This window comes from Streptomyces sp. MB09-02B, assembly GCF_033794485.1.
Taxonomy (GTDB): domain Bacteria; phylum Actinomycetota; class Actinomycetes; order Streptomycetales; family Streptomycetaceae; genus Streptomyces.
This window is the reverse complement of the sequence record NZ_JARGEE010000050.1, coordinates 19,851-32,125: the sequence shown is the minus strand read 5'-3', so window position 1 is coordinate 32,125 and position 12,275 is coordinate 19,851. Positions and strand designations below refer to the sequence as shown.

13 protein-coding genes are annotated in these 12,275 nt (G+C 71.4%); 5 read left to right on the top strand and 8 right to left on the bottom strand.

Annotation, left to right across the window (positions count from 1 at the left end; genetic code table 11):
* The coding region (locus P1P70_RS10450) for a helix-turn-helix domain-containing protein (protein WP_319236463.1) at nt 1–550 on the bottom strand (550 nt) is incomplete at its 3' end.
* Between the two features lie 85 nt (nt 551–635).
* Here P1P70_RS10450 and P1P70_RS10445 point away from each other — a divergent pair.
* From P1P70_RS10445 to P1P70_RS10430, 4 genes are all read left to right on the top strand, one after another.
* On the top strand, nt 636–1,844 hold the full coding sequence (locus tag P1P70_RS10445) for a pyridoxal phosphate-dependent aminotransferase (protein ID WP_239758355.1): 1,209 nt from the start codon (nt 636–638) through the stop codon (nt 1,842–1,844).
* Between the two features lie 144 nt (nt 1,845–1,988).
* Nucleotides 1,989–2,522 carry an HAD domain-containing protein gene (locus P1P70_RS10440; protein WP_319236460.1) on the top strand — a complete coding sequence of 178 codons (534 nt, stop codon included), beginning with the start codon at nt 1,989–1,991 and terminating at the stop codon, nt 2,520–2,522.
* A gap of 44 nt (nt 2,523–2,566) precedes the next feature.
* Entirely contained in the window at nt 2,567–3,166 is a 600-nt protein-coding gene (locus P1P70_RS10435) for a histidine phosphatase family protein (protein WP_319236458.1), read from the top strand.
* Between the two features lie 53 nt (nt 3,167–3,219).
* Nucleotides 3,220–3,891, top strand: coding sequence for a hypothetical protein (locus P1P70_RS10430; protein ID WP_319236456.1), 672 nt, complete (start codon nt 3,220–3,222; stop codon nt 3,889–3,891).
* Nucleotides 3,892–3,999: 108 nt separating this feature from the next.
* Here the strand turns inward: P1P70_RS10430 and P1P70_RS10425 are convergent, their stop codons facing one another.
* Nucleotides 4,000–5,688 carry a heme peroxidase family protein gene (locus P1P70_RS10425; protein WP_319236454.1) on the bottom strand — a complete coding sequence of 563 codons (1,689 nt, stop codon included), beginning with the start codon at nt 5,686–5,688 and terminating at the stop codon, nt 4,000–4,002.
* A gap of 294 nt (nt 5,689–5,982) precedes the next feature.
* Between P1P70_RS10425 and P1P70_RS10420 the strand changes: the two genes are divergently transcribed.
* Nucleotides 5,983–8,181, top strand: coding sequence for an alpha-N-acetylglucosaminidase (locus P1P70_RS10420; protein WP_319236452.1), 2,199 nt, complete (start codon nt 5,983–5,985; stop codon nt 8,179–8,181).
* A 159-nt stretch (nt 8,182–8,340) separates the two neighbouring features.
* Here the strand turns inward: P1P70_RS10420 and P1P70_RS10415 are convergent, their stop codons facing one another.
* The 6 genes from P1P70_RS10415 to P1P70_RS10390 all read right to left on the bottom strand — a co-directional run bounded on the left by P1P70_RS10415 (nt 8,341) and on the right by P1P70_RS10390 (nt 12,261).
* Nucleotides 8,341–9,720 (bottom strand): 8-oxoguanine deaminase, encoded by a 1,380-nt coding sequence (locus P1P70_RS10415; protein WP_319236450.1) that lies wholly within the window; start codon nt 9,718–9,720, stop codon nt 8,341–8,343.
* 10 nt (nt 9,721–9,730) lie between these two features.
* On the bottom strand, nt 9,731–10,624 hold the full coding sequence (gene pucL, locus P1P70_RS10410; RefSeq protein WP_319236448.1) for a factor-independent urate hydroxylase: 894 nt from the start codon (nt 10,622–10,624) through the stop codon (nt 9,731–9,733).
* Between the two features lie 2 nt (nt 10,625–10,626).
* A complete protein-coding gene (gene uraH, locus P1P70_RS10405; RefSeq protein WP_319236446.1) occupies nt 10,627–11,019 on the bottom strand; it encodes a hydroxyisourate hydrolase in 393 nt (130 codons plus the stop codon).
* Nucleotides 11,016–11,534: a 2-oxo-4-hydroxy-4-carboxy-5-ureidoimidazoline decarboxylase gene (uraD, locus tag P1P70_RS10400; RefSeq protein ID WP_319236444.1), complete on the bottom strand. Its 519-nt coding sequence runs from the start codon at nt 11,532–11,534 to the stop codon at nt 11,016–11,018. The genes uraH and uraD overlap by 4 nt, the downstream gene beginning before the upstream one ends.
* 110 nt (nt 11,535–11,644) lie before the next feature.
* Nucleotides 11,645–12,013, bottom strand: coding sequence for a helix-turn-helix domain-containing protein (locus P1P70_RS10395; RefSeq protein WP_319236442.1), 369 nt, complete (start codon nt 12,011–12,013; stop codon nt 11,645–11,647).
* The gene (locus tag P1P70_RS10390; protein ID WP_319236440.1) at nt 12,010–12,261 is read right to left on the bottom strand and encodes a hypothetical protein; all 252 of its coding nucleotides are present in this window, start codon (nt 12,259–12,261) and stop codon (nt 12,010–12,012) included. The genes P1P70_RS10395 and P1P70_RS10390 overlap by 4 nt, the downstream gene beginning before the upstream one ends.
* Nucleotides 12,262–12,275: the final 14 nt, after the last annotated feature.

Genomic DNA, 12,275 nt, shown 5'->3' with positions numbered 1-12,275 from the left:
ACTCCCCCCGCCCGAGCACACCGCAGGTGCCCGCGTCGAGGGTCAGCCGTACGTCCGCCTCCCCGGGCGCGGGCCCGTCCCCGTACACCGGCCCCTCCTCGGCGCCCGCCCACACATGGAACGCCCCTTCCTCCAGCCGGACTTCGACCAGCCCGGCGGCCGCACCGCGCAGCGCCCGCAGCAACGGCAACGCGAACCAGTGTGCCCGTACCGCGTCCGTGGCCCGGCGCTCCCCGAGCGCCGACTCCCCCCACGCCCCCAGCGCCTGCAGCACCGGCAGCAACTCCCGCCCCCGGTCGGTGAGTTCGTACACGTACGCGGCCCCCGGCGGCGGCAGCCGGCGCCGCGTCGACAGCCCGTCCCGCTCCATGTCCTTCAGCCGCGACGCGAGGACGTCCGTGCTGACACCCGGCAGATCCGCGTGCAGATCCGTGTAGCGGCGCGGCCCGGCCAGCAGTTCGCGCACGATCAGCAGGGTCCAGCGGTCACCGACGAGGTCGAGCGCGCGCGCGGCGGAACAGTACTGGTCGTAGCTTCGGCGAGGTGACATGGGACGCAGTCTAGACATGTCGTTGGACTTTCCAAGCGCCTACTTGGTAAAACCAAGCAACACAACAACCGGAGGGCGAGGGCTCATGGAGTTCCGGCAGTCGAGCAAGCTCAGCGAGGTCTGTTACGAGATCCGCGGCCCCGTGATCGAGCACGCCAACGCGTTGGAGGAGGCGGGCCACAGCGTCCTGCGCCTCAACACCGGCAACCCGGCGCTCTTCGGCTTCGAGGCGCCGGAGGAGATCATCCAGGACATGATCCGGATGCTCCCGCAGGCCCACGGCTACACGGACTCGCGCGGCATCCTCTCGGCCCGCCGCGCCGTCGCCCAGCGCTACCAGGAGCGCGGCCTCGACGTCGACGTGGACGACGTCTTCCTCGGCAACGGTGTCTCCGAGCTGGTCTCCATGGCCGTACAGGCGCTGATCGAGGACGGCGACGAGATCCTGATCCCCGCCCCCGACTTCCCGCTCTGGACGGCGGTGACCACCCTCGCCGGCGGCAAGGCAGTGCACTACCTCTGCGACGAACAGGCCGACTGGTACCCGGACCTCGACGACATGGCGTCGAAGATCACCGACCGCACCAGGGCCGTCGTCATCATCAACCCGAACAACCCCACCGGCGCGGTCTACCCCAAGGAGATCATCGAGGGCATCCTCGACCTCGCCCGCCGCCACGGCCTGATGGTCTTCGCCGACGAGATCTACGACCAGATCCTGTACGACGACGCCGTCCACCACTCGGCCGCCGCGCTCGCCCCCGACCTGGTCGTCCTCACCTTCTGCGGCCTGTCCAAGACGTACCGCGTCGCGGGCTTCCGCTCCGGCTGGCTGGTCGTCACCGGCCCCAAGCAGCACGCCCGCAACTACCTGGAGGGCCTGACGATGCTGGCCTCCATGCGGCTGTGCGCCAACGCGCCCGCCCAGTACGCCATCCAGGCCGCGCTCGGGGGCCGTCAGTCGATCACCGACCTCACCACGCCGGGCGGCCGCCTCCACGAGCAGCGCAACGTGGTGTGGGAGAAGCTCAACGAGATCCCCGGCGTCTCCTGTGTGAAGCCCAAGGGAGCCCTGTACGCCTTCCCCCGGCTCGACCCCAAGGTCCACCGGATCCACGACGACGAGAAGTTCGTCCTGGACCTCCTCCTCCGCGAGAAGATCCAGGTCGTCCAGGGCACGGGCTTCAACTGGCCGACCCCCGACCACTTCCGCATCCTCACCCTCCCCCACGCCGACGACCTGGACGCGGCGATCAGCCGGATCGGCCGCTTCCTGAGCGGGTACCGGCAGTAGCCGACGGCCGGTACCCGCGGTCGTCGACGACCGGTACCGGTGGCCGTCGACGGCGGTACGGCACCGTCGCGTACGCGGACCGGGGCGTCGGCGTACGCGGGCGTACGGGCATCGGCGCCCACCCGGCATGGGTAACCCTTCCCCATGACCGATCGCCCGCTGCTCCTCCTCGACGTCGACGGCCCTCTCAACCCCTTCGGCGCCCGGTGGTGGCGTCCTGACGGCTATGTGACCCACCGGATGCGACCCGCCAACTGGTCCGCCCGGCAGAAACCGGGCTCCCGGCGGCTGCGCCGGGGCCTGCGGATCCGGCTCAATCCGGCGCACGGCGAGCGACTCCTCGCGCTGCCCTACGAGTTGGCGTGGGCGACGACGTGGATGCACGACGCCAACGAGATGATCGGCCCGGTGATCGGGCTGCCCCGCGACCTGCCGGTCATCGAGTTCGCCGGTCTCTTCGCCGAGGACCCGGACGGGCTGTACTGGAAGACCCGGCAGGTCCTGGAGTGGGCGGCGGGACGGCCGTTCGTCTGGGTCGACGACATGATCACCGAACTCGACGTCCGGCATGTGGCCGAGCACCACGACACCGCCGCGCTGCTGATGCGGATCGATCCGCGCCGGGGGCTGCGGGAGGCGGAGTTCACGGAGTTGCAGCGGTGGGCCCGTGCCCTGTGAGGTGCGGGACGCCGTCGGGCGCCGCGGACTCGTAGCCTGGGGACATGGGTGATCTTCTTCTTGTGCGGCACGGTGAGACCGAGTGGTCGGTGTCCGGGCAGCACACCAGCTGGACCGACCTCTCACTGACGGACCACGGTCGCGAGCAGGCACGCGGCCTCGCCCCGCTGCTCGGCTCGCACCGCGTCGGGGCCGTGTTCGTGAGCCCGCTCAAGCGCGCCCGGGAGACCGCCGACCTGGCCGGGCTCACCGGGGCGCGCCTCGACGCGGACCTCGTCGAGTGGGACTACGGCGCGTACGAGGGCGTCACCACCGTCGAGATCCATCGCACCCGGCCGGACTGGTTCCTGTTCACGGACGGGGTCGCGCCGGGACCGCCGGAGCACCCCGGGGAGAGCCCGGAGGAGGTCGGCGCCCGTGCCGACCGCATGCTCGCCAAGGCGCACGCGGCGCTGGCGAACACGGAGGGCAGCGTGGTGCTCGTGGCGCACGGACACTTCCTGCGCGTCCTCACCGCCCGCTATCTCGGGTTGCCCGCCTCCGGTGGCGCGCTGTTCCAGCTGGCCACCGGTACGGTCTGCCGGCTCGGTACGGAGCACGGGCGTCCGGTCCTCGCGGGGTGGAATGTCAGACCCCCCTCGTAGTCTCCGTATCCGTGGGGGGTGACCCACGGCCGGTTCGGATGAGGGAGGGCGCCGTGACACGACCGCCGACCGCCGCCCAGCGGCGGATCATCGACGCCGCCGAGCCCGTCACCGGGCGGCTGACGGGTACGGAGCACCAGCTCGCGGCCCTGGTGAAGCGGGGGCTGGCCTTCCGGCATCCTCGCCCGCCGCACGACCACTTCCTCACGCCGGCCGGACATCGCCTACGGGAGACGGCACCGGTGGCGGCCCCGGAGACGGCCCACCGGGAGACGGCCCGGACGGACATGGCCCGGACGGACACGGCCCCCGCCGCTACCGGCGTCTTCGCCGCGCGGGTCGGCGGCGAGGAGGCCGCCGCCACCGGACCGGCTCGCGTCCGAGAGGTCCACAGCGCCTGGCAAGGGCTGCTGGAGCTGCGTCGCATGACCAACACCGGCGGCGTCACGGACCGCCCGTGCGGCTGGGAGCGCACGCACCTCGTGCAGGCCGCCGCACTGGCACTGGAGGCCGCGGCCCACCGGCCCGCGGGGGCGGACCCGGCGGGAGGGGGTTACCGCGTGCGGGCCACGCCCCAGCCCGAGGCCGTCGCCGTACGGGAGCCCGACGCCGAGGCGCTGCGGGCCTGCGGGGCGACGTTGGAGAGGGCGGGCTGGCAGGTGGGCGAGCACACGGACCCACGGACTCGCGAGCGGTATCTGCTGGCCTCGCCGAGACGCGTCTAGCGGATCGACGGACCCCGGCGTCGCGGAACGCGTGCTCACGCTCGCGGTCCGCGGCACCGGGGACTCACGGCCGGTGGCCGCTCGGCCCAGCGGGTTCAGCAGCTCCGCTCAGCCCAGCGGGTTCAGCAGCTCCGGGTCGTTCTCGAAGGCGAAGAGCAGCAGGTCCGCCATGGTGAACCTGCCCTTCCGGTGGGAGGGGAGGCTCGGGCGCCAGCCCGGGTGCTTCACGATCGACCTCCGGCTGCCCTCCATCGCCCGGTGGAACACCTCCGCGACGAGGGTGCCGCCGACACCGGTGAGGCTGCCGGGGTGCGCTTCGTTCACCTCTGCCTCACGCAGCACGTAGAACCACAGCGGGGTGTGCTCCACGAGCCGGGCGCGCTCAGCGTCGGTGAACCCCTCCAGTACGGCTCCGCCGTTACCGCGCAGAATCTGGTCCTCCGTCAGCGGCTTGAAGCCCATCTGGGCGGCCAGTTGCGGCCCGGTGGCCAGCTCGACCATCGACGCCCGCACCAGGTTGCGGAACGCGAGGTTGCGCTGGATCGGCGGCGGGGCCGGGCGGCCCCGGCCGTCGAAGGTGCCGGTGGGCAGCGTGGACAACGGGTCGACGAGGAGCGTGTCGAGCCGCTTGGCCACGTTGAACTCGCCCTCCGGCACGACCAGGTCGTCCCGGCCGATCTCGCCGAAGTCGAACAGCCGGCGGAAGTCGACGATCCAGTTGCTCGGCAGCCGCAGGTTCTCCCCGGAGTTCGGGTCGTCGAGGTCGCTCAGGTCGTCCGGCCCCGGCGTGAGGTTGCCCGCCGTCCCGCTGAACCGGAACAGCAGTCCGAGCGAGGCGATCGGACCGGGTCCGCCCGCGCGGAACACGCTGTTCCACTGGTAGGCCCCGCGCACCATGCTGTGCCCGAGGCGGTAGGCGGCCACCGAGAACTCGATGGGCATCGTCGGGAAGTCGCCGGGGCGGACGTACCCGGGCCGCTCGAAGTGCCTGCGCCCCCGGGTGAAGACCCGCTCGACGATGTCCGGGTCGACGATGCGCGGCAGGAAGTCGGTGCGCAGCACCCACTGGTAGTGCTTCACGACGATGTCCCGGGCCGCCTGGAACAGCCGGTGCTCGGGCACGCCGCGCTCGTCGAGGAGGTCGACGACCCTGTTGTGGAAGCGGATGAACGCCAGGTGGAGCTGGCCGACCGCGAGGTTCTCGTCGTTGCGCGCGTCCGGGATGAGCGGGGCGCGCTGGTCGGCCCGGGTGCCGCCGGCCGCCTCGCCGGCCCTCGGCAGGTCGAAGCCCGCGTGGTCGGTGTTGGACGTCGACTCGGGCGGGAAGCCCACCCCGAGCGTCGTGCCCGTCCTCAGGCGGCCGCCGGACTCGTAGAAGCGCGCACTGCCCCCGTGGCGCGGGCCCATGCCGTAGAGCGAGTCCAGGTCGAGGGCGGGGCTGCGCCCCTGCACCAGGTCCTCGACCGGGACCGGTTCGCCCAGCCCCACCTGGGTGCGGTCCAGGGTCAGGTCGTGGTCGACGAACTGACCGAGATACGTGAACCCCGCCGGGACCGACGCCCCGGGCTCGCCCGAGTCCGGGTCGGCGCCGCCCGTGCCCGTGGTCATGGCCACGGCCAGCTTGCCGAGCAGTTCCTCGTCGAGCTGGACCCCCTTCTCCCCGAACCGGGAGAAGCGGAAGGCCATCTGCTGCTCGGTCGCGCTCGGCACACGCGCGACGGCCGCCCCCTTCTCGAACTCCAGGATCCGGCCCTCGTTGACGACGTAGTAGGTCTCGCGATGGTGTCGGTGCACCATGTGTGTCCCCGTTCTGTCCCCCGGCTCCGCGAACGGTCACAACCGGACTTACCGGTTCTCCCCGTCGGTACCGGCCCCCACCGGACGCGGAGCGATCATTCGGATAAATCACTGTTTCCCGACAACGCGTCGGCCGGGGAGCGGGGTTCCCGAACCGGAAAATCTACTCATATTGGCGTAGGAAGCAGCCGTTCACGTCGGGTTCTCCCCCGTGTGGCCGCGTGTCCGCGCACAAGTGGGGTGTCGGCGGGTATTCCTCCCACGGCGTACCCCCCACCGCATCCCGGAGACACCATGCCGCTCGCCCGCCGTGCCCTGCTCACCGCGTTCGCCGCCGGTTCCGCCGCCGCCTGCACCTCGGCCGGCGCGATCCCCTCGGACGACGCACCCCGCACCGACAACGCGCAGCGCACGGCCTCGGTGGCGACCAGAAGGCTGCTGCCGGACCACTGGCGGCAGATCACCTTCACGGAGGGGAAGGAGAAGGACACCTTCCGCGTCTCGGGGAGCACCGGCCGCATCACCGTCGCCGGTGACACCCCGGCCACTCAACTCACCGGTCTGAACTGGTACTTGAAACACGTCGCCTACGCCGACATCAACTGGGCGGGCGACCAGACGGACCTCCTCCCGCGCGAGCTGCCCGGCCTTGACCAGACGGTCAGCCGCCGGGCGAACGTCGTCCACCGCTTCGCCCTCAACGACACCAACGACGGCTACACGGGCGCGTACCTGGACTGGTCGTACTGGGAGCGCGAGCTGGACGTGCTGGCGCTGCACGGCTACAACGAGGTCCTCGTCTGCGCGGGCGCGGACGCGCTGTACCACCGGGTGTTCCAGGAGTTCGGGTACGGCGAGGAGGAGCTGCGGGCGTGGGTGCCGGGCCCGGCCCACCAGCCGTGGTGGCTGCTGCAGAACCTGTCCGCCTTCCCCTCCCCCGTCTCCCGGCAGCTCCTGGACGCGCGGGCCGTCCTCGGCCGCAGGATCGCCGACCGGGCGCGCGAGCTGGGGATGACGCCGGTGTTCCCCGGGTACTTCGGGACGGTCCCGGCGGGCTTCGCGGAGCGGGTCCCGGGGGCCCGGACCGTGCCGCAGGGCGAGTGGATGGGCTTCGCGCGGCCCGACTGGCTGGACCCGCGCGGGGCCGAGTTCGCCCGGGTGGCGGCGGCCTTCTACCGGGTGCAGGACGAGATGTTCGGCCCGTCGACGCTGTACAAGATGGATCTGCTCCACGAGGGCGGCGACCCGGGGGACGTTCCCGTGGCCGACGCGGCGAAGGGTGTCGAGCGCGCGCTCCAGCGGGCTCATCCGGGGGCCACCTGGGTGATCCTCGGCTGGCAGCACAACCCGCCGCGCGCGATCGTCGACGCCGTCGACAAGGAGCGCATGCTCGTCGTCGACGGCCTCTCCGACCGCTTCCCCACGGTCACCGACCGCGAGGCCGACTGGGGCGACACCCCGTACGCCTTCGGTTCCATCTGGAACTTCGGCGGACACACCGCGCTCGGCGCCAACACCCCCGACTGGGCGACGCTGTACGAGAAGTGGCGCACGAAGGGCGGCAGCAGGCTCCGGGGAATCGCCCTGATGCCGGAGGCTGCGGACAACAACCCGGCCGCCTTCACCCTGTTCTCCGAACTCGCCTGGCGAGAAGGCGCGTTGGACTTGAAGGCCTGGTTCGCCGAGTGGGCGCACGCCCGGTACGGTGCCCTCGATCCGCACGCCGAGGCCGCCTGGGACATCCTGCGCCGCACCGCGTACGGCACCACCCGCGCCGACTCCTGGAGCGAGGGCGCCGACGGCCTCTTCGGCGCCCGGCCGGCACTGAACGCCGTACGGGCCGGTCGCTGGTCGCCCAAGCAACTCCGCTACAACGCGGCTGACTTCGAGCCCGCGCTGGGCGAACTGCTGCGCGTGCGAACCGAGTTGAGGGTCTCGACGGCGTATCGCCGTGACCTCCTCGACGTGGCCCGCCAGGCGCTCGCCAACCGCAGCCGGGTGAAGCTGCCGCGGATCAAGGCGGCGTTCGATGCGCAGGACACGGCGCTCTTCGCGAGGTCGAGCGCGGACTGGCTGTCGCTCATGGACCTGCTGGACGAGCTGGTGGCCACCGACTCCCGTCATCTGCTGGGCCGTTGGGTCGCGGAGGCCCGCTCCTGGGGTGCGGACGCCGCAGAGCGGGACCAGCTGGCGTACGACAACCTGTCGTTGCTGACCGTGTGGGGGACACGGAAGGGAGCGGACGCGGGGCTGCGGGACTACGCCAACCGGGAGTGGGCGGGACTGGTCGGCGGTCTGTACCGGCTGCGCTGGTCGACGTACTTCGAGGAGCTGAGGGCCGCGCTGGCCGCGGGCCGCGCACCGGCGAAGATCGACTGGTTCGCCCTGGAGGACCGCTGGGCGCGGAACCCGGGGACGCTCGCGACCGAGCCGACCGGCGACACGTACACGGTCGCGACCCGGGTCCGGGACCGTCTCGCGGCACTCGCCTGACGGACCCCGGGGGCGCGTGCGGCCCACCCGGGACGGCCCGCCCGTGACACCGTTCCGGGGCGCGCACGAGCGTGCGCGCCCCGGAGACGGCTGCCGTGGACCTCGCCGAGGTCCACGGCTCTGGTCGAGGGCCGTCCCCCTCGACCAGAGTTCAGCGGGTCAGGCCCCGGCGGCGATCCGCGCCAGCCGCCGCGCCTCCTGCCTCGTCGAGCGGGCGATCGCGTCCTCGTCGACGTGCAGCAGGCGGTTGTTCTCCACGATCTGCCGGCCGTTGACGAACGACGCCGTCACCGGGGCCGCCGCGCCGAGGACCAGGGCGGTCACCGGGTCGGCGATCGACGCGTGGGCGAGGGTGTCGAGCTTCCAGAGGACGAGGTCGGCGAGCTTGCCGGGTTCCAGGGAGCCGGTCTCCCCCGCCCGGCCCAGGACCTGGGCGCCGCCGAACGTACCGAGCCGGAGCGCCTGGCGGGCGGTGAGGGCGGCCTCGCGGTGGGCGCCGAGGCGGTTGATCAGGAGCGCGTTGCGCAGCTCGGTGTGGAGTTCGCCGGACTCGTTGGATGCCGTGCCGTCGACGCCGAGGCCGACCGGGACGCCGGCCGCCAGCATGTCCGGGACCCGGGCGATCCCCGCCGCCAGCCGGGCGTTGGACGACGGGCAGTGGGCCACGCCCGTCCTCGTACGGGCGAAGGCGGCGATGTCGGAGTCGTTCATGTGGACGCAGTGGGCCATCCACACGTCCTCGCCGAGCCAGCCCGTGGACTCGAAGTAGTCGGTCGGGCCCATGCCGAACAGTTCGTGGCAGAACTTCTCCTCCTCGACCGTCTCCGAGCCGTGGGTGTGCAGCCGCACCCCCAGACGGCGGGCCAACTCGGCGCCCTCACGCAGCAGTTCGGTGGAGACCGAGAACGGCGAGCAGGGGGCGACGGCCACCTGGGTCATCGCGCCGAAGGAGGCGTCGTGGTGCTCCTTGACGGTGGCCTCGGTCGCCGCGAGGGCGCCTTCGAGGCTCTCGACGGCGAAGTCCGGGGGCAGGCCGCCGTCCTTCTCGCTGCGGTCCATGGAGCCGCGGGCCAGGGTGAAGCGGACCCCCGTCTCGCGGGCGGCGCGGATGATCGATCCCGACAGGTCGCCCGAGTTCTTGGGGAAGACGTAGTGGTGGTCCATCGCGGTGGTGACGCCGCCACGGGCCATCATCGCCAGGGAGCCCTGGGCGGCCGCGTAGACCATCTGCTCGTCGATGCGCGCCCAGGTCGGGTAGAGCGCGACGAGCCAGTCGAAGAGGTTGTGGTCGGTGGCGAGGCCCCGGGTGATCCACTGGTAGTAGTGGTGGTGGGTGTTGACCAGGCCGGGGGTCACGAGGTGGCCGGTGGCGTCGATACGGCGTACGACGTCCGGCAGGTCCGCCGGGGCGCGCCCGGCGCCGAGCGACTCGATGCGGTTGCCGGCGATGACGACATGGCCGGTGGCGTACTCGGTGTCGTCGGCGTCTACGGTCGCGATCGAACAGTTCTCGATCACGATGCGCTGAACTGCTGTCATGGTGCGCCCCTCAGAGGTTGGTCAGGTCCGCCGGGATCTTCGCTTCGCATCCGTCCCGCAGGACGGTGGCCTCGATCAGGCCGTAGGGGCGGTCGGCGGCGAAGTACACCTCGTTGTCGTTCTTGAGACCGAACGGGGCCAGGTCCACCAGGAAGTGGTGCTTGTTGGGCAGGGAGAAGCGGACCTCGTCGATCTCCTCGCGGTGGTCGATGATCCGCACGCCCATCTGGTACAGGGTCTGCTGGAGCGAGAGCGAGTACGTCTCGGCGAAGGCCCGCAGCAGGTGCTGCTTCACCTGCTCGTAGGACGCCTCCCAGTCGGGCATCCGCTGCTCGTCGTCGGTCCAGTTGAAGCGCCAGCGGCCGGAGACCTCGGTGGCGAGGACGCGGTCGTGAGCCTCGGGCAGGGTCGTGTACTTGTCCTTGACGTAACCCCAGAACTCGGAGTCGGTCGAGTTCATGACCGTGAGGTCCTTGAGGCCGGAGACGACCTCCCACGACGTGCCGTCGTAGGTGATCTGCGCCAGCCTGGTCTCCTGGCCCTGCCGGACGAAGGAGTGCGCGCCGTCGCCGCCGTGCTCGATGCGCTCCCAGGCGTACTGCTCGACGCGGATACGGGCCCGGTGGATGGCGGTCTGGGAGGTCACGAAGTGCCGGGCGAGGTGGATGCCGAACTGCTCGGCGGAGTCGATGCCGTACTCCTTGGCGAAGGCGTACACCGTGTTCTTGGTGGTGTCCGTCGGCAGGACGTTCGCGTTCGAGCCCGAGACGTGGACCTCGTCCATGTCGCCGCTCAGCGCGACCGAGACGTTGAGGTCCTTGATGTGGTGGGTGGCGCCGTCCCGCGTGATGCGTACGACGCGGTTCTCGGCCTTGCCGTACTGGTTGGGTCCAAGGATGGGCATAGCTAGCTCCCTCGATAAACGGAGTAGCCGAACGGGTTGAGCAGCAGCGGTACGTGGTAGTGCTCGCCGGGCGTCACCGTGAAGGTGATGACGACCTCGGGGAAGAACACGGCACCGCTGTCCCGGTTCGCGGGGGCGTCCTGCTGCGCATCGGCTTGCTTCTTCAAGAAGTACGGTTCGACCTCGAAGTCGAGCCGTACGTGGCTGGTTCCCTCCGGCAGCGCCGGCAGATCCTTGCACCGCCCGTCCGCGTCGGTCAGCGAGCCGCCGAGCGCCTGCCAGTCCGCGTTCCGGCCCGCCCGGGCGGAGAGCCGGACGGCGACACCCCCGGCGGGGCGGCCGACGCTGGTGTCCAGGATGTGCGTGGACACGGAGGCGGTGGTGCTCGTACTCATGACGATCGGTCCTCTTCGACGATACGGGCGAGCCGGATGCGGTTGATCTTGCCCAGCTCGACGCGGACGATCTCCCGTTCCCGCTCCGGCGCGTTGCCGATCCGGTCCCGGACCGCGTCGCGCATCTGCTCGCCGGTCCGGCCGGTGGCGCAGATCAGGAAGACATGACCGAACTTCTCCTGGTAGGCCAGGTTCAGTTCGAGCATCTCCGCCTTCAGCTCGTCGGAGGCGCCGGCCATGCCGCGCTGCTCACGTGCCGAGGTCGGGTCGCCCGGCCTGGGACGGCCGATCGGGGGGTGCCCGGCCATCGCCTGCGCCAGGTCCTCCTCGCTCAGCTCGGCCATGGCGGCGTCACTGGCGGCGAAGAGGTCCTCGACGGCGGCGTACGGGCGGCCGGCGAGCAGTCGGCGCCCCCATTTCGCCGAGGCGCACGCCTCGTGGAGCGCGGCGGCGGCCGCGTGCTCCTCCAGGGCGTTGAAACGGGCGAGGCCCGGTGTCGAGGTACGCGAAGTCACGGGAGCCTCCGTCGCCGTGGTGCTGGACTGGCTACGGCAAGCTAACGCCCCGCGACGACATCGCGTCAACAGTTTGTTGAAAAATCGCGGTTACCGCGCCACCCCGAGGCTCAGGCCTCTTTCTCGCGGTTGAGGTAGTTGTAGACGGTGAAGCGGCTGACACCGAGGGCGCTCGCGACGGTCTCCACTCCGTGGCGCACGGAGAAGGCGCCGCGCGCCTCCAGTATCCGTACGACCTCCTGCTTGGCCTTGCGGTCGAGGTCGGCGAGCGGCCGGCCCTTCTGACGCTCCATCGCGGCGAGGATGTGGTCCAGCGACTCGGCGAGCTGCGGCAGCCGTACGGCGACGACGTCGACGCCCTCCCAGGCCAGGACGACGTCGTCGGGGCCCGCCTCGTCCGCCGGCAGCATGAGGCCGCCCATGGCGTCGACCAGCGGCTTGACGGCCGCGACGAAGCGCTCGTCGCCGGTGCCGGTCACTCGCCGCCCTTTTCGATCACATTGACCTGGAGCGAGATCCGGGTGGCGCCGGACTCCAGGGTCCGGCGGAGCAGGGCGCCCACGGCCCCGAGCACGGCGTCGGCCCGCCCCTCCGCCGTGTTGCCGAACGGGCCGACGTCGACGGCGTCCAGGTCGGCCGCCTCGACGACCTCCCGCGCCACGAGCGCGTGCGCAGGTGCCTCGTCGAGATCGAAGGGCTCGGTCGTGAACTCCACTCTCAATCGCATTGTGCCCCCAAGGC

Excerpts from the sequence above, each read along its gene's own strand:
- uraH (WP_319236446.1), bottom strand. The coding sequence starts at position 11,019 with ATGAGTACGAGCACCACCGCCTCCGTGTCCACGCACATCCTGGACACC.
- P1P70_RS10425 (WP_319236454.1), bottom strand. The coding sequence starts at position 5,688 with ATGGTGCACCGACACCATCGCGAGACCTACTACGTCGTCAACGAGGGC.
- P1P70_RS10445 (WP_239758355.1), top strand. The coding sequence starts at position 636 with ATGGAGTTCCGGCAGTCGAGCAAGCTCAGCGAGGTCTGTTACGAGATC.
- P1P70_RS10415 (WP_319236450.1), bottom strand. The coding sequence starts at position 9,720 with ATGACAGCAGTTCAGCGCATCGTGATCGAGAACTGTTCGATCGCGACC.
- P1P70_RS10440 (WP_319236460.1), top strand. The coding sequence starts at position 1,989 with ATGACCGATCGCCCGCTGCTCCTCCTCGACGTCGACGGCCCTCTCAAC.
- pucL (WP_319236448.1), bottom strand. The coding sequence starts at position 10,624 with ATGCCCATCCTTGGACCCAACCAGTACGGCAAGGCCGAGAACCGCGTC.
- P1P70_RS10420 (WP_319236452.1), top strand. The coding sequence starts at position 5,983 with ATGCCGCTCGCCCGCCGTGCCCTGCTCACCGCGTTCGCCGCCGGTTCC.
- P1P70_RS10390 (WP_319236440.1), bottom strand. The coding sequence starts at position 12,261 with ATGCGATTGAGAGTGGAGTTCACGACCGAGCCCTTCGATCTCGACGAG.
- P1P70_RS10435 (WP_319236458.1), top strand. The coding sequence starts at position 2,567 with ATGGGTGATCTTCTTCTTGTGCGGCACGGTGAGACCGAGTGGTCGGTG.